At 67.0% G+C, this 18295-nt stretch carries 16 protein-coding genes; 7 read left to right on the top strand and 9 right to left on the bottom strand.

What is annotated here, in order from left to right; all coding sequences use genetic code 11:
* Positions 1 to 29 precede the first annotated feature (29 nt).
* Together ACFWVD_RS11300 and ACFWVD_RS11295 are read right to left on the bottom strand one after the other, a co-directional pair.
* Positions 30 to 767 carry a TetR/AcrR family transcriptional regulator gene (locus ACFWVD_RS11300; RefSeq protein ID WP_379241913.1) on the bottom strand — a complete coding sequence of 246 codons (738 nt, stop codon included), beginning with the start codon at positions 765 to 767 and terminating at the stop codon, positions 30 to 32.
* Positions 768 to 775: 8 nt separating this feature from the next.
* The gene (locus ACFWVD_RS11295; RefSeq protein ID WP_379241912.1) at positions 776 to 1489 is read right to left on the bottom strand and encodes a MerR family transcriptional regulator; all 714 of its coding nucleotides are present in this window, start codon (positions 1487 to 1489) and stop codon (positions 776 to 778) included.
* Between the two features lie 97 nt (positions 1490 to 1586).
* On the opposite strand from ACFWVD_RS11295, the gene ACFWVD_RS11290 reads away from it, so the two are divergent.
* Positions 1587 to 3314 carry a GMC oxidoreductase gene (locus tag ACFWVD_RS11290; RefSeq protein ID WP_379241911.1) on the top strand — a complete coding sequence of 576 codons (1728 nt, stop codon included), beginning with the start codon at positions 1587 to 1589 and terminating at the stop codon, positions 3312 to 3314.
* Positions 3315 to 3407: 93 nt separating this feature from the next.
* Positions 3408 to 4340, top strand: a complete 933-nt coding sequence (locus ACFWVD_RS11285; protein WP_379241910.1) for an NAD-dependent epimerase/dehydratase family protein — start codon at positions 3408 to 3410, stop codon at positions 4338 to 4340.
* 6 nt (positions 4341 to 4346) lie between these two features.
* Here ACFWVD_RS11285 and ACFWVD_RS11280 read toward each other — a convergent pair whose 3' ends face one another.
* On the bottom strand, positions 4347 to 5228 hold the full coding sequence (locus ACFWVD_RS11280; RefSeq protein WP_379241909.1) for a DUF5995 family protein: 882 nt from the start codon (positions 5226 to 5228) through the stop codon (positions 4347 to 4349).
* A gap of 98 nt (positions 5229 to 5326) precedes the next feature.
* Between ACFWVD_RS11280 and ACFWVD_RS11275 the strand changes: the two genes are divergently transcribed.
* Positions 5327 to 6175 (top strand): SDR family oxidoreductase, encoded by an 849-nt coding sequence (locus ACFWVD_RS11275; RefSeq protein WP_379241908.1) that lies wholly within the window; start codon positions 5327 to 5329, stop codon positions 6173 to 6175.
* A gap of 15 nt (positions 6176 to 6190) precedes the next feature.
* Here ACFWVD_RS11275 and ACFWVD_RS11270 read toward each other — a convergent pair whose 3' ends face one another.
* The 6 genes from ACFWVD_RS11270 to ACFWVD_RS11245 all read right to left on the bottom strand — a co-directional run bounded on the left by ACFWVD_RS11270 (position 6191) and on the right by ACFWVD_RS11245 (position 13394).
* Positions 6191 to 7768, bottom strand: coding sequence for a regulator (locus tag ACFWVD_RS11270; protein ID WP_379241907.1), 1578 nt, complete (start codon positions 7766 to 7768; stop codon positions 6191 to 6193).
* Between the two features lie 15 nt (positions 7769 to 7783).
* Positions 7784 to 8467, bottom strand: a complete 684-nt coding sequence (locus ACFWVD_RS11265) for a cysteine hydrolase family protein (protein WP_379241906.1) — start codon at positions 8465 to 8467, stop codon at positions 7784 to 7786.
* Positions 8464 to 9846, bottom strand: a complete 1383-nt coding sequence (locus tag ACFWVD_RS11260; protein WP_379241905.1) for an allophanate hydrolase — start codon at positions 9844 to 9846, stop codon at positions 8464 to 8466. The genes ACFWVD_RS11265 and ACFWVD_RS11260 overlap by 4 nt, the downstream gene beginning before the upstream one ends.
* 57 nt (positions 9847 to 9903) lie before the next feature.
* Positions 9904 to 10569, bottom strand: a complete 666-nt coding sequence (locus tag ACFWVD_RS11255) for a GntR family transcriptional regulator (protein ID WP_379241904.1) — start codon at positions 10567 to 10569, stop codon at positions 9904 to 9906.
* Positions 10570 to 10611: 42 nt separating this feature from the next.
* Positions 10612 to 12243 (bottom strand): hypothetical protein, encoded by a 1632-nt coding sequence (locus tag ACFWVD_RS11250; RefSeq protein WP_379241903.1) that lies wholly within the window; start codon positions 12241 to 12243, stop codon positions 10612 to 10614.
* A 221-nt stretch (positions 12244 to 12464) separates the two neighbouring features.
* Complete coding sequence (locus ACFWVD_RS11245; protein WP_379241902.1) at positions 12465 to 13394, bottom strand: IclR family transcriptional regulator; 930 nt, start codon at positions 13392 to 13394, stop codon at positions 12465 to 12467.
* An 87-nt stretch (positions 13395 to 13481) separates the two neighbouring features.
* Between ACFWVD_RS11245 and cysD the strand changes: the two genes are divergently transcribed.
* The 4 genes from cysD to ACFWVD_RS11225 are packed head-to-tail and all read left to right on the top strand — an operon-like array spanning position 13482 to position 18287.
* Entirely contained in the window at positions 13482 to 14387 is a 906-nt protein-coding gene (cysD, locus tag ACFWVD_RS11240) for a sulfate adenylyltransferase subunit CysD (protein WP_379241901.1), read from the top strand.
* Positions 14387 to 16303 (top strand): adenylyl-sulfate kinase, encoded by a 1917-nt coding sequence (cysC, locus tag ACFWVD_RS11235; protein WP_379241900.1) that lies wholly within the window; start codon positions 14387 to 14389, stop codon positions 16301 to 16303. Before cysD ends, cysC begins: the two co-directional genes overlap by 1 nt.
* Positions 16300 to 17505 carry a hypothetical protein gene (locus ACFWVD_RS11230; RefSeq protein WP_379241899.1) on the top strand — a complete coding sequence of 402 codons (1206 nt, stop codon included), beginning with the start codon at positions 16300 to 16302 and terminating at the stop codon, positions 17503 to 17505. The genes cysC and ACFWVD_RS11230 overlap by 4 nt, the downstream gene beginning before the upstream one ends.
* Complete coding sequence (locus tag ACFWVD_RS11225) at positions 17502 to 18287, top strand: SDR family oxidoreductase (protein ID WP_379241898.1); 786 nt, start codon at positions 17502 to 17504, stop codon at positions 18285 to 18287. The genes ACFWVD_RS11230 and ACFWVD_RS11225 overlap by 4 nt, the downstream gene beginning before the upstream one ends.
* Positions 18288 to 18295 lie beyond the last annotated feature (8 nt).

Genomic DNA, 18295 nt, shown 5'->3' with positions numbered 1-18295 from the left:
CCCACATACCGCGGGAACTCTTCAGATCGCTACCGTACCGACCGGTCCACTCCTTGTGGACACGGCACGACGAAGCCGAGCAGGCGCAGCAGCTGGTCGATATTCAGGTCGAATATTTCCGCGCGATCGGCGAAGGTGTCGCGGCCGTACATGTCGAACACGTCGAAGTTCACGGCGCCGAACAGGGTGGTCCAGGCGGTGAGGGCGGCGGCGATGACGGGGTCGGGGGCGGCCAGGCCGAACTGTTCGCGGATCGTGGCGAAGTCGGCTGAGGTCTTCGGGGACATCGCCAGGTCCTGACCGGACGTCAGTTGGCCTCGGCGGAAAGCGCTGTCGATGATGCCGAGCAGGGTCGCGATCACGCGCACGCCCGGAGCCTCGGTGTCGTCGGCGGGAGCGGCGTAACCGGGGACGGGGGTGCCGAAAAGCAGTCCGTACCAAGCGGGTTCGGCCAACGCCCATTCCCGCACGGTTCGCGCGGTGACACGGAAACGGGTCGCGGGATCGTCGGGCGCGTCGGCCAGGGCGGCGTCCACGGCGTCGCCCAGCGCGTTGTAGCCGTCGACCACCAGCAGGGTCAGCAGTTCGTCGCGGCTGCTCACGTACCGGTACACCGCCGAGGACACCATGCCCAGATCACGCGCGACCGCCCGCAGCGACAACGCCGCGGCGCCGTGGGTGGCCAGGTGCTCGCGGCCGATGCGTTTGATGTCGGCGATCGTGCGCGCGCGGGCCAGTGCGCGCGGACCCGGCTGGTCGGTGCTCATGTCACCGATCATCGCCCACTCGCGGCCGGCGCCCGGTCACGGTGGCGGACCGTGTCGTCTTCGGCGGCGGCGCGTTCGATCTCGGCGGAGAGGGTGGCGCCGCCGACCTCCCATGCCATCGCCAGCAGTCGGTCGCGGAAGCGGCTCAGGTCCACGCCGACGCCCTCGCCGCCGTATCCGGTGCCCGCGGCGTCGCGCACCGTGCGCACCACGTCGTCGGCCAGCGCGGCGATGCGCGACTGGATCAGCGTGCGTAATTCGCCGCTGAGGGTGATGTCGGTGCCCACGTCGTAGAGCACCAGCGCGGCTTTGAACATCGTGCGGTCTTCGATGAACCATTGCAGCCCGCGACGCTCGAGGTAGCCGGCCGAGATCAATTCGGTGAGCACGTCGGTGCCGCGGTCGCCCAGCATCGCGATGAGTTCGGCGTCGTCGACCTGTGACGAACGTTCCACGGACTGACCCGCGCGCGGGTCGAACAGGGTGCGCCAGTCACCGGCCTGCGGTTCGGTGTCGAACACCTCGCGGATCGCGTCCAGGCGCAGACCGCGCGCCTGCATGGCCACGATGTCGCGCAGACGGTCGAGGTGTTCGTCGGTGTAGACGACCTCTTTGCCCGCGCGACCGGGCTTGGGCAGCACGCCCAGCGAGTGGTAGTAGCGGATGGTGCGCGCCGCGACGCCGCTGACGTCGGCGAGTTCCGCTCTGGTGTATCGGGGCACCCGACCAGCATAGGACGGCTCGGAACCGACTTTGACAGTCCCGACTGTCGGCGTTAGCGTTACCCAGGTCACTGTCGACACCGATCGAGGAGCCCCCATGTCCGAGCGCACCACCGACTTCGACGTCTTGATCGTCGGTTCCGGCTTCGGTGGCAGTGTCACCGCGCTGCGCCTGGTGGAGAAGGGCTACAAGGTCGGCGTCATCGAGGCGGGCCGCCGCTTCGCCGATGACGAACTGCCCAAAACCAGCTGGGACCTGCGCAAATTCGTCTGGGCACCCAAGCTGGGCTGCTACGGTATCCAGCGCATCCACCCGCTGCGCGACGTGTTGATCCTGGGTGGCGCGGGCGTGGGTGGCGGTTCGCTGAACTACGCCAACACCCTGTACGTGCCGCCGGAGCCGTTCTTCCAGGACCCCCAGTGGCGCGAGGTCACCGACTGGCGCGCCGAGCTCACGCCCTATTACGAGCAGGCGAAGAAGATGCTCGGTGTTGTGACAAATCCCCACATGACTCCGGCCGACGAGATCTTCAAAGCTGTGGCCGAGGACATGGGTGTGGGCGAAACGTTCGTGCAGACGCCTGTGGGCGTGTTCTTCGGAACGCCGGGCGAGACCGAGGCCGACCCCTACTTCGGCGGTGCCGGGCCCGAGCGCACCGGCTGTGTCGAATGTGGCGACTGCATGGTCGGCTGCAAGTTCGGCGCCAAGAACACCCTGGTGAAGAACTACCTGTACCTCGCGGAAAAGGCTGGCGCGCAGGTTATTCCGATGACCACGGTGTCGGCAATGCGGCCGCTGCCCGACGGCACGTGGGATGTGGCCACCGAGCGCACCGGTGCGTGGGTTCGCAAGGCGCCCAAGACTTTGACCGCCAAGCACGTGGTGCTCGCGGCCGGCACGCTGGGCACGCAGAAGTTGCTGCACGCGATGCGCGATGAAGGTGCGCTGCCGAAGCTGTCGAACCAGTTGGGTCTGCTCACCCGCACCAACTCCGAATCGATCGTCGGCGCCGCGACCAGGACGCTGGGGCCCGACCAGGACTTCACCAAGGGTGTGGCGATCACCTCGTCGATCCACCCCACTCCCGACACCCACGTCGAGCCGGTCCGTTACGGCAAGGGCTCCAACTCGATGGGCATGTTGCAGACGCTGATGGTCGACGGCGGCGGCCGGGTGCCGCGCTGGCTGCGGTTCCTCGGGCTGGTGCTGTCCAACCCGCTGACCTTCTTCCGGTTCGTGAGCGTGAAGAACTGGAGCGAGCGCACCATCATCTCGCTGGTCATGCAGCACCTGGACAACTCGATCACCACCTACACCAAGCGCGGCCTGTTCGGCGGCCGCAAGCTGACCTCCAAACAGGGCCACGGACAACCGAATCCGACCTGGATTCCGGCGGGCAACGACGTGACCCGACGGGTCGCGGAGAAGATCGGCGGCGTTGCCGGTGGCACCTGGGGTGATGTGTTCAATGTGCCGATGACCGCGCATTTCCTCGGTGGTGCGGCGATCGGTGCCGATCCGGAGCACGGCGTGATCGACGCGTTCCACCGGGTGTACGGGTACCCGACACTCAGCGTTGTCGACGGTGCGGCCGTGTCGGCCAACCTCGGCGTCAACCCGTCGCTGACCATCACCGCGCAGGCCGAGCGCGCGGCGGCGTACTGGCCGAACAAGGGCGAGGTCGATACTCGGCCCGAGCAGAGCGAGGGGTACGCGAAGATCTCGGCGGTTCGGCCGAACCGGCCGGTGGTGCCCGCGAGTGCGCCTGCCGCGTTGATTCTGCCGATCGTGGAGATCCGTAGCTCGGAGAAGACCGCGGGGTAGTTCTTGCGGAAAGCGGCCCCGGCCTTGCGGTTTCATGCCGCGAGCCGGGGCCGTTCTCGTTAGCATCGAAGGCGACGATCGGGAGGATCTTCGATGACGGTGCTGGTGCTGGGCGGGTATGGGACGGTCGGGGCGCATCTGGTGCGGTTGCTGCGGGGCGAGGGGGTCTCCGTGAAGTCTGCGGGGCGTGATCCGGGCAGGTCGGATCGGGTGGTCGATATCGGTGACAGTGCCAGTGTCGAAGCCGGGCTCGCGGGGGTGACCGTGGTGGTCAATTGTGTTGGTGCCGAGGATGTTCAGCTCGCAAGGCTCTGTGTCGAGCGTGGGTCCGTGTTCGTCGATATTTCGGCGACTTCGGGTTATGTCCGGGCGCTCGAGGATGTCGAGGGTCCCGTGGTGCTCGGTGTCGGGTTGGCGCCTGGGCTCACGACTCTGCTGGCCGTGGACGCGTTCGCGCACGAGCGTGGGCCGGTCGACATCATGATCGGGCTGGGCTCCGGGGAAGCGCACGGGCCTGCCGCGACTGCCTGGACGTATCAGCTTCTCGGACAGCGCTTTCCCGATGCCGACGGCACGAGTGTCCGCAATTTCACTGGGCGGCAACGGTTTTCCCTGCCCGACGATGCCGGGTATCGGCCATTTCCGGCGGTGCGCGCCGACTTCGCCGATCAGCACCGGCTCACCCGCGAGTTCGGGGTTCCGGTGCGCACCTACCTGCGGCTGGATTCTCGGCTGGACACGCTCGGCCTGGAGGCTCTGACGTGGGCGCCGTTCTTGCAGGCTGTGGCGCCGGCGCACATGCCCGGCAGCAGTGATCGGTGGGTGGCGCTGGCGCGGGCCGCGGACGGTTCGACCAGGTCCGCGACCGGTCGGGGGCAATCGCTGGCCACGGCGGTGGTTGCCGCGATTACGGTTCGTGCGCTGATCCGGAATCCGGTGTCGGCTCCCACCTGGATCCACCAACTTCTCTCGCTCGACGACATCAGTGCCGACCCACTTGCCGCCGATATTCGATTCCACCGCTGAGCGGGTTCACAGCGCGTTGATGCGGGCCAATGCTTCGAAGGCCAGGTCGCCCGCTTGCCACAGGGCGGTGATCTCGGCGCGGATCACGGGCGCCAACGCTGGGTCTTGCAGGGCTAGGCCGTTGGTGAAGATCACGGTATTCGCACCGAGGTCTGCCGCGATGAGCATCTGCTCGGTCGCCACACCGGCACCGAACAGCTGGTCCAGGCCTTCGCCGACGAAGTAGAACCGCCAGAGTGGGCCGAGGTCGGCGCCGTAGGCAGCTTTGGTGCGGTCGACGATCACGTCACCGACCGAGGCGATGCCTGCCACGATCTTGAAGTAGTCCCCGGCGTTGTCCGGCCTGCTGCGCACCGCCGCCACCGCGTTCGTCAGATCGACAGTGAGATGCGCGTTGTACCCGGCCATGGCGGTGCGGGCGCGCGAGGCACCACAGTCTTGCGCGAGCGAAAAGTAGTGCGCCCATTGCGGTTCCGCGGTCCCGCCGGTGAATTCCGCGTGCAGGTTGTCGAGGAATCTACGCAGCAGGTCGAAGCTGATCGCGTGCGCGTACTCGCGATCCGCGAACGCCGCGGGGTCGCGCTGCATCGGCATCACCGCGGCATATTCGACACCGTCGAGGCCGATCGCGAACAACCCCCGCAGATCGCGGTGCTCGACCAGGATCTCGGTGATCCGATGATGCCGCGCCACCGCGTCCTCGAGCCGGTCCAGACTGCCGGCGCCGGAGATCGCCGAGGTGTCCGATAGGCGCGCGACTTCGGCGACGTCGGTCGGCGACAGGGTCGACCCGCACGCGGTGTCCCGCACAGCACCCTGTGCCGGACCCGCAGGCAGGGCCAAGGTGACTACCGCGACGAAGGCGGCTATTCCACTGGATACGCGCACGCGCCGATTCCACCACCTGCTGCCCGGTTCGTCGCTTCGACGCGCACGATCACCGGCGTGTCGGGGTCTCCGGCCGTCCTGGCCCCTAGGCTGGACCGATGCCGGAGACGATCGCGATTTCAGGAGCCAGCGGACATATCGGCGGCCGCGTTGCGCGGCTACTGGCACCGTCCGGCGCGCGGTTGCGACTGCTCGGGCGCAACGTCGACCACATAGCCCCGATCGACGGTGCCACCACCGCGGCCATCGACTTCGCCGATCCGACCACCGTGGCCGCCGCCCTCGACGGTGTGCAGACCTTCTTCTTCGTCTCCGCCACCGAGAGCGCTGACCGAGCAGACCAACAAATCGCGGTCGTGCGGGCCGCGAAAGACGCGGGCGTGCAACGAATCGTGTACCTGTCGTTTGTCGGTGCGGCCCCGGACAGCACCTTCACGTTCGGGCGCGACCACTGGTACACCGAACAAGCCATCCGCGCCTCCGGCCTGGCCTTCACCTTCCTGCGCGACAACCAGTACCAGGACATCATCCCCCACTTCGCCGATGAGAACGGCGTGATCGAAGGCCCCGCGGGCGACGGCAAGGTCGCCGCGGTGACCCGCGGCGACGTCGCCGATTGTGCGGCGGCAGTACTCGATTCGACCGAACACCATGGCAAGACCTTCGACGTCACGGGCCCACGGGCCTTCGATCTCGCCACCGCCACCGCCGACATGACCGAAATCCTGGGCCGCCCGTACCGGTACGTCGACCAAACTGTCGACCAGGCCTACGCCTCCCGTGCGAAGTACAACGCACCGAAATGGGAAGTCGACGGCTGGGTCAGCACCTACACCGCGATCGCGCAGGGCGACCTCGACCAGGTCACCGACGCGGTCCAACATCTGACCGGCCATCCGGCCACCGACTTTCGCGACCACCTCGAGACCCTGACAGACAAGTCCTGAGGTAGTCGCCAGCTGTCACACGTCGACCGTGTCCGCCTCGGGGATTGCCGCGCTGGGCACCAGCGAGTAGGCCGCGCAGACCAGCGCGAACAGCAGGTATCCCAGCGCTACGCCGGGTGCGGCGGCCCATTCGACCGCGTGCGCGTGGATCAGGCCGATCCAGCTCAACGCCGCGCCGATCAGCGCCGCCGCTGACGCCGCGCGGAATCGTTTGTCGAGGATGAACGTGACGATCGCGCCCAACACCAGGCCGGCCAGCACCGCGCCGGAGCCGAATACCTTCAGCCCGTCATAGACGACACCGGCTTGGCCCAGTGCGTCCGAACCGACCTCGGCCGCCGAAGTCCCTGCGGCGGCCAGCGCGTTGTCGATCTGGGTGACGGCCCATTCCGCGAGGTTGGGCAGCAGTGCGGCCACGACCGCGACCGCGTGGATGCGCGGCACCGCTTGGAAGGCCTGCGCGCCGATCAGCAGGCCGATGTAGAGCAGGATCGGCACGATCGCCGGGATCGGCAGCAGGGTCGCCAGCACTCCGAAAAGGCCTAGGAGACACATGATTGCGATGGTCGCGCCGCTGGCCAGTGAGTAGCCTGTGCGCCCGCCCGCGTCCTTCCAACCGGGGTGGCCGATGTAGACCGCGGGCGGGAACGGGGAGCCGAAGCCCGCGCCGATCACCGCGCCGAAGCCGTCGGCCAGCAGCACACTGCGCAGGTTGTAGTTGTCGCCCGCCGCCGCGGCGCTTTCCACGTTGCTCATCGCTTCGGTGAAGTTGTAGATGCCCAGCGGGATGGCGGTGGCCAAAAGCGGTGCGAGGTTGCTCAGGCCGTCGAACAGCAGACCCAGGCGCAGATCGGGCAGACCCAGTGCGATGTCGCCGGCGGCCTGGGCGACGTCGGGTACAGACATGTACCCGCCGATCCAGCCGATCGCGGTGCCGACCAGCAGTGCCACCAGGCCGACCGGGATATTGCCCGGCAGTTTCACGTCGGTGAAGAAGCCGACCAAGATGATGGCCAGCACCGGCAGCCCGATCCAGGCCACCTCCCACATCTGCGCGGCGGGGCGCATGGCGATGAACGTGATGGAGATACCGGCCAGGGTGCCCAGCATCGCGGCGCGCGGGGTGACCTTGCGAATGTAGGGGCCGACGAACGCGCCGATCATCACGATCACGCCGATCATGAAGGCCCACGCGAGGCCGGCGGCCCACGCCCGCAGCGGATCTCCGGTTGCCAGGTAGATCGGCAGCATCACCACGAACACGACGATGAACATGTGCGGCACGCTCGGCCCGTAGGGCAGCGCGGTGACGTCGGACCGTCCCTCGCGGCGGGCCAGGCGCCGGGCCAGCACCATGTAGTACAGATTGCCCAGCACCAGGGCCACGCCGAGCGCGGGCAAGACCGTGCCGAGCACATCGGTGCTGGGGATCTTCACCACGGCGATGGTCAGGGTGGTCAACGTGAGCACGTTGACCAAGATGTTGAAGGCCAGTCCGAAGAAGGCATTGGTGTCGCCCCTGGTCCACCACGGAAGTGCCAGTGGCGGTGGGGGTTCGGGGGCGGTGGTAGTTTTCGACGTGTCGACCGACATCGTGGATCCTGTTCGTTAAGCCGTGACGGGAGCTGTGGTGGTCAGTGCGGTGATGACGTCCGCGGAGTCCGCGACCCAGCCGAAGATCGCGCCCTGGGCGGCGATCATCGCCAGGCCCACGCGCTGGAACTCGGGGAAGTAGGAGCCGACGCAATCGGCGACGACCACACATTCGTAGCCGCGGTCGTTGGCCTCGCGGACCGTGGTGTGCACGCAGACCTCGGTGGTCACGCCGGCCACGAGCAGGGTGGCGATCGAATTCTGTTGCAGCACATCGGCTAGTTCGGTGGCGTAGAACGCGCCCTTGCCCGGTTTGTCGATCACGGTCTCACCGGCGATGGGTGCCAGTTCGTCGACGATGTCGTGGCCGTATTCGCCGCGAATCAGGATCCGACCGAAACGGCCGGGGTCTCCTATGCGCTGAGAAGGGTTGCCGCGCCGCAGTTTTGCCGGTGGGCAGTCCGACAGGTCGGGCAGGTGGCCCTCCCTGGTGTGGATGACGGTGATACCGGCGGCTCTGGCGCAGGCCAGCAGTTCGGTGAGGGGTTCGATGACCGCGCGCAGCAAGGTGACGTCGTTGCCCAGACTTTCGCCGAAACCGCCGGGCAGCAGGAAGTCTCGCTGCATGTCGATGACGACCAGCGCGGTGGTCGCCGGGTCGAAGGGCAACGGCGTTGGGGTGGCGGGGATTTCGGTCATCGTCGCTCCTGGAGGGATACCGGTCCGAAGTCGTACAGCGTGGGGGTACGGGGTTCGTCCAGCAGGCGGGCGGCGGCGGCCAGGACGACGTCGTCGGCGAGCGCGGGTCCGAACACCATGAGCGACACCGGTCTTCCGTCGCGCGTGGTGCCGGCGGGCACGGCGATCGCGGTGAGGTCGAGCAGGTTGCCGAAGTGGGTGTAGTGGCCGAGCACGGTATTGGTGGCGATGGGGTCGGCCAGCACGTCGGCGACGGTGAAGGTGGTGCCGATGGTCGGCACCACGATCGCGTCGACCGTGTCCCATAGTCGGGCGACCTCCGCACGTAGCTGCTGCAACCGCTGCTGCGCGCGGAAGACGTCGACGGCGCTGAATGTCCTTCCGCTGTCCAGGATTTCCCGAATCACTGGCAGGATCGAATCGGGGCGTTCGGTGAGGAACTGTTCGAACTCGACCAGCCGTTCCGCGACCCAGGGACCCTGGTAGAGCAGTGCGCCCGCCGCGAGGAACGGTGCGAGGGTGGTCTCCACACACTCGAACCCATTGCGTGGCAGCTGGTCTCGCGCAGCCAGGTGTGCGGTGCGCATGGCCTCGTCGCCGAAGAACTCGAGTTCGCGTGGGGCCGGGAGGCCGAGTCGGATCGCGCCGCCATGAAATCGTAGGCCCCGCGCACGTGACCACGGGTCGTCATGGTCGACCGCCATGATCACGTCGGCGACCAGGTCGAGGTCTTCGATCGATGTCGCCATCAGAGTCAGGCAATCCAGCGACTTGCAGGCGGGGACCAGACCGACGGTGCTGATCAGACCGCGTGACGGCTTCCAGCCCACGATGCCGTTGAGCGCGGCGGGCACCCGGCCCGACCCGGCCGTGTCGGTGGCCACGCAGAACGGCACCTGACCCAACGCCACGGCCAGCGCCGAGCCGGAACTGGAGCCGCCGCTGATCAGGTCACCGCCGAATACGCTGCGCGGCACCGGGTATGGCGTTCGGGTGCCGTTGAGCCCGGTGGCGAACTGGTCGAGATTGGTCTTGCCCACGAACAGCGCGCCCGCGTCGAGCAGCCGCTGCACGGCGGGCGCGGTGCGGGTGGCTACGTAGGCGTAGTCGGGGCAGGCCAGGGTCGTGGGATAGCCCGCGACATCGATGCTGTCCTTCACCCCGAACGGCACCCCGTACAGCGGTAATGTGCGAGCACCCGGCCGACGTTCGATAGCTGTTGCCGCACTGAGTAATTCCGCGCGCGATACCGGGGTGATCCAGGTGCCGTCGTCGCCGCGCGCGGCCATCGCGTCGGCCACCCGTGCGGCGGTCCGGGTCGGCGAGCCGCTGCCACTTTGGTGCTGGGCGAGAATTTCGGTGACCGTAGAGCCTGTCATCTTGTCGATTGTCGACAGAATGTGTGACGGCGGTGGTAGCGGTCTGTATCGGATGTGTTAGCAGATACCGAGTTTCAGGTATGTTTGCTCGCCGTGCCTGCGCAGCGCCGCCTCGGCCCGCACCGGGTCGTTGGTCTCCAGGGCGGTCAGCAGTTCCTGATGCCTGCGCACTCCATCACGACGGGCACCCGCCTCGGTTTCCTCGCGCAGGTTGCGTGCCATGGCCAGTTGCAGCTTCACCAGGACCTGCTCATACACCAGGTCCAGCTGCCGATTACCCGCCAGGGCAACGATTTCGGCGTGGAAGCGGCGGTGGGCGTCGTCGCGGGCAACCCAATCTTTGCGCTTGTCCGCGGCGGTCAACTGCTCGAGTGCCGCGCGCACGCCGCCCAGGCGCAACTGCGCGCACGGCAGCGCGGTGGTCAGCGCGTGCTGTTCCAACGCACGCCGCACCTCGAACAACTGCACGATGTCGTGCGCGGACCACACCACCACGCGGTATCCCCGGCGCGGCAGATGCTCGACCAACCCCTGTTCGGCCAAGCGCCGCAACGCTTCCCGCACCGGCGCCCGACTGATCCCCAGCTGCGCGCACAGCGCCTCCTCACCCACCCGCTCCCCCGGCGCCAACGCACCGCCCAGCACCTGCGCGCGGACGTGGTCAGCGGTCATCTCCACCAGACTCGCCGGCAGGTCAGTCGAGTTCGATGCGGCTGCGGTCATGAGTCGAGTCTACGAACACTGCGCCCGATGCCGCCGCGGCCGCTAGGACAGACGCAGACTTTTGATCATCGTCTTGGCCTGGTCGGCGGTGAGCTCGCCGGTGGCGTTGCGGTCGACGAGGATGGTCAGCACCAGCAGGGTGTTGGCGGCGTTGCGGAAGCCGAAGGTGTAGATGGAGTAGGCGTTGGCGGTGCAACCCGGTAGCGACGGGGTCCACGGGCCTGCGGATTCTACGAACTGGCCTTCGATGCCGCTGTCGGTCTTCATCGCGGTAGCGGCGGTGATCTTGCCGCCGGTGTCATCCGAATAGCCGCCTGCCGCAGAGCTTTTCGCGATGGCGGTGGCCGCGGCTGCGGGGTCCTTCTCGGTGGTCGAGGTCACTGCGGCCATGGCGCGATAGGCCGAGCCTGGGCAGTAGGCGGCGCCCTCGGTGGCTTGGCCGCGTCCGTCGATCGTGCCGAACTGGTTGGTGATTTCCAGTGGGTCGGTGGAGGCGTGGATCTTCCAGGCGGCCGGTACGTCGTAGGCGACTCGATAGCTGGAGACCAGCACGCCCTTCGAGCCGGGAGTGATGGGGGCGGTGCTGGTGCCCGATAGTGGGGCCGCTTTTGTGGTGGTGACGGGGGCGGTGGTCGTGGAAGTCGGTGCGGCAGTGGTCTGTTCGGACGAACTGGTCGCGAACGCCACCGTGACCGCTATGCCGATCGCCAGCACGGCGATTACTGCTACGACCGCGATGATCTTCCCCGAGCCGCCTCGGCGTGGGGGTGCCGGAAGTGGTTGTGGGGCAGGGGCGTAACCGTAGGGCTGTTGACCGTAGCCCGGCTGGGCGAAGGGTTGCTGGGGTGAGCCGAACTGCTGGCCGTACGGCTGTTGCGGGTACGGCTGTTGGCCTGTGCCGGGGTGCTGCGCGTAGGGATCTTGGCCCATCCCCGGCTGCTGCGCGTAGGGATCTTGGCCCATCCCGGCTTGCTGCGGGAAGGGTTGTTGCCCCGTGCCTGGCCGCCCGAACTGCTGTCCAGCCGGCGCGTACGGGTGCTGGCCGCTACCGGATGGTTGCTGCCACTGCGGCTGCTGACCGTACGGCTGTTCGCCGCTGCCCACCGGCTGACCGAACACGGTCGGTGGCGCCTGCTGATATTCCCCGCTACCGGGCTGCGGTGCCCCGAACTGCTGGCCTGGTCCCGGCTGACCGAAAACAGTCGGGGGCGCCTGCTGGTACTCGCCACTGCCGGGTTGCCCCGGTCCGGGTTGCTGACCGTACGGCTGCTGGCCCGGCCCCGGCTGACCGAAAACTGTCGGGGGCGCCTGCTGGTACTCCCCGCTACCGGGCTGTCCCGTTCCGGGTTGCTGCCACTGCGGCTGCTGCCCGAGACCGGGTTGCTGCCACGGCTGGCCGCCGATCCCCGGCTGGCCGACCACCGTGGGATCAGCGACCGGATGTTGTCCGCTGCCAGGCTGTCCCGTTCCTGGCTGCTGCCACTGTGGCTGATCATCCGTTCCAGACTGTTGCCCGACAGGCGGCTGCGCACCGTCTTGCGGTGCGGCGCTGGGCTGTTCGGGACCCCTGGGTGGTCGCAGGATGGTCTGGTCCGCGGCGGGTGGTGCGGCGGGGTCGGGGGTCGGGCCGGAGAGTCCGGGCGCCTCCCACCACCGATCGGCGTCGTTTGCCACGTCCGTAGTCCTTCCTCACCCTCTGACCGCGCGACCGTGGAGCGGGTCGCGTTCAGTCAGATCCATTCGTCAGCGTAATGGCGAAACGCCGCTATCGAGTACTCGAAGCCGACTGATCGAAACCCGTTCGGTGCGAAAAGTGCTCGAGAGCACACAATCCAGGCGGTCTGCTGCCCCATGCCGGACGGCGAGACAGTTGCGACAGGCCGGCAGGCGGCGCGCTACTCCACCAGTTCACCGAGTGCGATGCGATCCGCGCACGCCATTGTCGCCGCGCCGAGTTCACTCAGTTCCGCGGCGGACAGCCGGGTGTCGGGGCAGCTGACGACCGCTGCGACGACTGCACCGTTACGGTCGCGGATGGGAGCGGAGAGAGTGACGACGGCGTTTTCGGGGCCGAGCTCGTCGGGGAGGTAGTCGATGGTGATCAGTTCGGTGATGACCGAGCCGAGTTGAGCGCGCAGGGCCGCGGTGACCGGTGAATCACGCAGGCCCGCCAGCACTTCCAGCATCGGCGTCGAGTCGTCGACGAGGCGTTCGACGGAATAACCGCGCGTGCGGATTTCGGCCAGCACGCGAGCCAGCCGGTCGCGATGGGCCGGGTCGGCGGCTTCCAGCCAGGTCTTTCGCGCGGATTCCGGTGCCCAGGCGACGAATTCGCGACACACAGGTGGCGCGAGCGGCAGCCGCCGTCCGGGTCGAATCCAACCGGCCGATGGCTGCCCGACCACCTCGGTGACAACGATGCTGTCCCCGGCCCGTTCGGCGAGGAACACCGGAACGCCGGCCGCCTCCGACAACTGATGCAGATGCGCAATAGCTGTGCGGCGCAACGGAAATGCCGCCTCGGCCCGTCGAGCGACCGTCAGTAGCCGAAGCCCGATTCCGTAACAACCATCATCATCACGCACGGTCCACCCGTCGGCAGTGAGCTGAGCGAGCACGGCATGAGCGGTGGCGCGAGAAAGCCCCGCTTCCCGCACGATCCGGGCCAGCGACAGATGTTCGGTCGCTCGCCTGGACAGCAGTTCCAGCACCTTCACTACCCGATGCGTCGGCGGTGACGCGGCGCCGGGAATCTCGGCATCGCCCAATGAATGCGGGTTCACCTCTTGACCGGCGCCCTCGGCCCGGCTTATCGTCGGTGTCACAATACCGAACGATAGCGTCGAATAGTCGACACCGCAACTCGTCGGAGAAAGTTTTCCGACGAATCGCGCGAACGAAGAGGGTGAACAGTGCAAGCGGGGTACGAGTTATCGCATCTGGCGGCCTTGGAGGCCGAGTCGGTGCACATCTTCCGGGAGGTCGCGGCCACGCTCGCGCGACCGGCCCTACTGTTCTCCGGCGGCAAGGATTCCGCCGTGCTGCTACTTCTGGCACGCCGCGCGTTCTGGCCCGCGCCCCTGCCGTTTCCACTGCTGCACGTGGATACCGGCCATAATTTCGACGAGGTGATCGAGTTCCGCGACCGCACCGTCGAGCGCACCGGAGCACGACTGGTGGTCGCCCGAGTCCAGGACGACATCGACGCGGGCCGCGCCGTAGAACGTCCGGGAGGCACCCGAAACCCCTTGCAGACCACCACGTTGCTGCGCGCGATCGGCGAGAACAGGTTCGACGCGGCCTTCGGTGGAGCCCGGCGCGACGAGGAGAAGGCCCGCGCCAAGGAGCGAGTCTTCAGCTTCCGCAACAGTTTCGGCGAATGGGATCCCCGCGCGCAGCGGCCCGAGGTGTGGAACCTCTACAACGGTCGTCATCAGCCCGGCGAACACATCCGGGTGTTCCCGCTGTCGAACTGGACCGAGCTCGACATCTGGGAGTACATCGATCGCGAGGCCGTCGAGCTGCCGTCGCTGTACTACGCGCACCGTCGACAGGTCATCGAACGCGACGGAATGCTGTTGTCGGCAACACGATTCGTCGACGCGGCCCCCGATGAACGCACCTTCGAGACCACCGTCCGTTTCCGCACGGTAGGCGACGCCACCTGCACCGGCTGCGTCGAAAGCACCGCCGACACCCCGGCGAAGGTGATCGCGGAAACCGCCGCCACCCGCCTCACTGAGCGCGGCGCCACCCGCGCCGACGACCGGATCTCCGAGACCGGCATGGAAGACCGCAAGCGAGAGGGCTACTTCTGATGCGCCGCAACCTTTTACGAATCGCGACCGCGGGCAGCGTCGACGACGGCAAGTCCACTCTGATCGGCCGACTGCTCTACGACTCCAAGTCGCTGTTCGACGACCAACTCGCCGCCATCGAGAAGGTCAGCACCGAACGTGGCGGTGCCGCAGCGGATCTGGCGCTGGTCACCGATGGTTTGCGCGCCGAACGCGAGCAGGGCATCACCATCGACGTCGCCTATCGCTACGTGACCACTCCGCGCCGCAAGTTCGTCATCGCTGACACCCCTGGCCACGTGCAGTACACGCGCAATATGGTGACCGGCGCGTCCACCGCGGACCTCGCGCTGATCCTGGTCGACGCCCGCACCGGCGTGTCCGAACAGACCCGCAGGCACGCGTTCCTGGCCACGCTGCTGGGCGTGCCGCACCTGGTGGTGTGCGTGAACAAGATGGACCTGGTCGACTGGTCGCAGGAGCGGTTCGAGGAGATCCGCACCGAATTCGCCGCGTTCGCAGCCAAATTGACCGTCGGCGACCTGAGCTTCGTTCCCGTGTCCGCCCTGCTGGGCGACAACGTTGTCGACGGTTCGCAGCACATGCCCTGGTATCCGGGGCCGCCGCTGCTACGCCATCTCGAGGACGTGCACATCGCCTCGGATCGCAATCTCATCGATGCCCGACTGCCGATTCAGTACGTCATCCGGGCGCAGGAGGGTCTCGACCACCGCAGTTACGCCGGCACCGTCGCGGGCGGGATCTTCAAAGCCGGTGACGAGGTGGTGGTGTTGCCTTCGGGTCGCGCGACCCATGTTCGGGAGATCTGGGGTCCGGGCGGCACGAAGGTCGACGAAGCGTTCACCGGCATGGCTGTCTCGCTGACACTGGAAGACGACATCGATGTCGGGCGCGGCGACCTACTGGCCCGGCCTGGCAATCGCCCGCATATCGGCACCGAACTGGACGCGATGGTGTGCTGGTTCTCCGAGACTGCTCAATTGCGTGCGGGAGCACAGTATTTGGTGCGCACCGCCGCGCAGACCTCCTCCGCGGAGGTCACCGCCATCGACTACCGGCTGGATGTGAACACCCTGCATCGGGTCGAGGACGTGGAGTCGTTGTCGCTCAACGACATTGCGCGCATCCGACTGCGCAGTCGTCATCGGATGCTGTTCGATTCGTATCGGGAGAATCGGCGCACGGGCAGTTTCATCCTGATCGATCCCGTGACCGACCAGACGGTCGCCGCCGGGATGGTGACCGGTCGGGAGACCGGGTTGGACCACGCTGAGCGGACATTTCTCGCATCATCGGTCGAATCCGCGACCGAAAGCGACGCAATTGTCCGCCCAGCGTGGTCTCTGACCTGGCATCGCTCGGCGGTGACTCGCACCGAACGCGGGCACACCGGCACGACCATCTGGCTGACCGGCCTGTCCGGGTCGGGGAAGTCCACCGTCGCCGTCGAGCTGGAACGTCAGCTGGTGGCGGCCGGGCGGCCGGCCTACCTGCTCGACGGCGACAATCTGCGCCACGGCCTCAACGCAGGCCTCGGCTTCTCCCCCGCCGACCGGGACGAGAACGTGCGCCGCGTCGCCGAAGTCGCAGCATTGTTCGCCGATTCCGGTGCGGTGGCGATCGTGTCGGTGATCAGCCCGTTCGCCGCGCAACGGGCCGATGCCCGCACCACCCATGCCGACCGGGAACTGCCCTTCCATGAGGTCTTCGTCGACACGCCGCTGCCGGAATGCGAACGCCGCGACCCGAAGGGCCTCTACGCCAAGGCGCGCGCCGGTGAGCTGCCCGGCTTCACGGGGATCGGCTCGCCGTATGAACGCCCTGAGCATGCCGATCTCGTCATCACGCCCGACCTCGGGTCCCCGTCCGACATCGCTACCCACATTCTCCGAGAGCTAGGAATCGCAGACCGTTGACCCACTCCAGTACGACCACCGTCGCACCACCCGATCCACTGACCGCCCCCTTCCTCGCCGCGGTCGCGCAGGCCGAAACTCTCATCGCCAGTGCGGAATTCGTTCGCAGCGACCAGGATCTGGCCGAGGGTTACGACTATCTCGCCGCCAGTATCGCAGCCTGCCTGCGTCTTTCGGGCGCGCACGGCACCTCGCATCCGTACTTCGTGTCCTCGACCGGCCCCTACGCGAAAATGGGCCTGGACAACCCGGACACGCTCTACTACCACGCCAACATCGAGCCGACCGCCGAGTACGTGGTGACGGGGGTGCGCGGCAGCACCGTCGACCTGAGTTTCCAAGTGCTCAAAGGTGATTACACCGCCACCGACGTGCCCGGCGGCGCCGACGCGTTCGACGACCGGCGCATTCCGATCGCTGACGACGGTAGTTTCACCCTGCGCTTCGGCCCTGCGAAACCTGATGCGGCTCCGGACTATTTTCCGCTCGGCGAGGGCGCGTCCATGCTGGCCGTGCGCGAGGTCTACGGCGACTGGTCGCAGCGCAAGGGTTCTATTCGGATCGAGCGCGTCGACACCATCGGCACCGCGCCCGTCGAACCGGACCTGGCGCGCATCCGCAAACGATACGGCGCGGCGGCGAAGATGCTGCTCACGCGCGTGCACACCTGGTTCAACTTCCCCAAGTGGTTCTACCTGGACCTGCCGGTGAACACGCTGACCGCACCCCGGCTGACCCCCGGCGGGCTGAGCACCCAGTACTCCTCGGTCGGGCATTTCGATCTCGCCGATGATCAGGCGCTGGTGATCACCGTCCCGAAATCCGATGCGCCGTACCAGGGTTTCCAGCTGGGCAGTCTCTGGTACATCTCCCTGGACTATGTCAACCACCAGACCAGTCTCAATCACGCTCAGGCACAGGTGGATTCGGACGGGATGATTCGGATGGTGGTGAGTAGGCAGGATCCGGGCATTGCGAACTGGATCGAGACCACCGGCCGGACGCGCGGAATCCTGCAGTTCCGGTGGCAGCGCACCGATCGCCCTATGACCGAGGTCGATGGGCCGACGGTCGACGTGGTGGCGATTGATCAAGTCGCGCAACACCTTCCCTACTTTGAAGACAACCGGATCGACGCCGCTGGATGGCGTGACCGGATCAGTGCCCGTCAGCGGGCCTTCGCAGATCGGATGCTGGGATGAGTGGGGCATTGTTGGACGGGAAAGTTGTCGTCGTCTCCGGGGTCGGGCCAGGTCTGGGCCGGTCGATCTGTTTGGAAGCGGCCGCGGCCGGTGCGACGGTGGTGCTCGCGGCGCGCACCGAATCACGACTGCTCGAGGTGGCCGGCGAGATCGAGGCCGCCGGTGGCGCGACGCTGAGCGTGCCCACCGACATCACCGACGAGGCGGCGGTCCACAATCTCGTGGCGCGCACGGTCGACACCTTCGGCCGGGTCGACGCGTTGGTGAACAACGCGTTCTCGGTCCCGTCGATGAAACCGCTGGACCGCACGGATTTCGACCATATTCGGTCGAGTTTCGACATGACGGTGCTGGGTGGGTTGCGAATGACCCAGGCGTTCACGCCCGCGCTCGCCGAGTCCAAAGGTGCTGTGGTGATGATCAATTCGATGGTCGTGCGGCATTCCGAACCGCGGTACGGCAGTTACAAACTCACCAAAGCCGCGCTGCTGGCGATGTCACAAACCCTGTCCACCGAACTCGGCGCCAAGGGCGTGCGCGTGAACAGTGTTCTGCCGGGCTATATCTGGACCGACCAGCTGAAGTGGTACTTCGGTCAGGTCGCGGAGAAGTACGGCATCACCGTCGAACAGGTCTATGAGCAGACGGCGTTGAAGTCGGATCTGAAGCGGTTGCCCGAACCCGACGAAATCGCCCGTGCTGTGGTGTTTCTCGCGTCGGAGTGGTCGTCGGCGATCACCGGTCAGACCCTCGACGTCAACTGCGGCGAATACCACAACTAGGAGCTTCG

The sequence above is a fragment of the Nocardia sp. NPDC058666 genome (genome assembly GCF_042714895.1).
GTDB lineage: Bacteria > Actinomycetota > Actinomycetes > Mycobacteriales > Mycobacteriaceae > Nocardia.
Note: the sequence above shows the minus strand (reverse complement) of the source record. Positions and strands in the feature narration are given on the sequence as shown.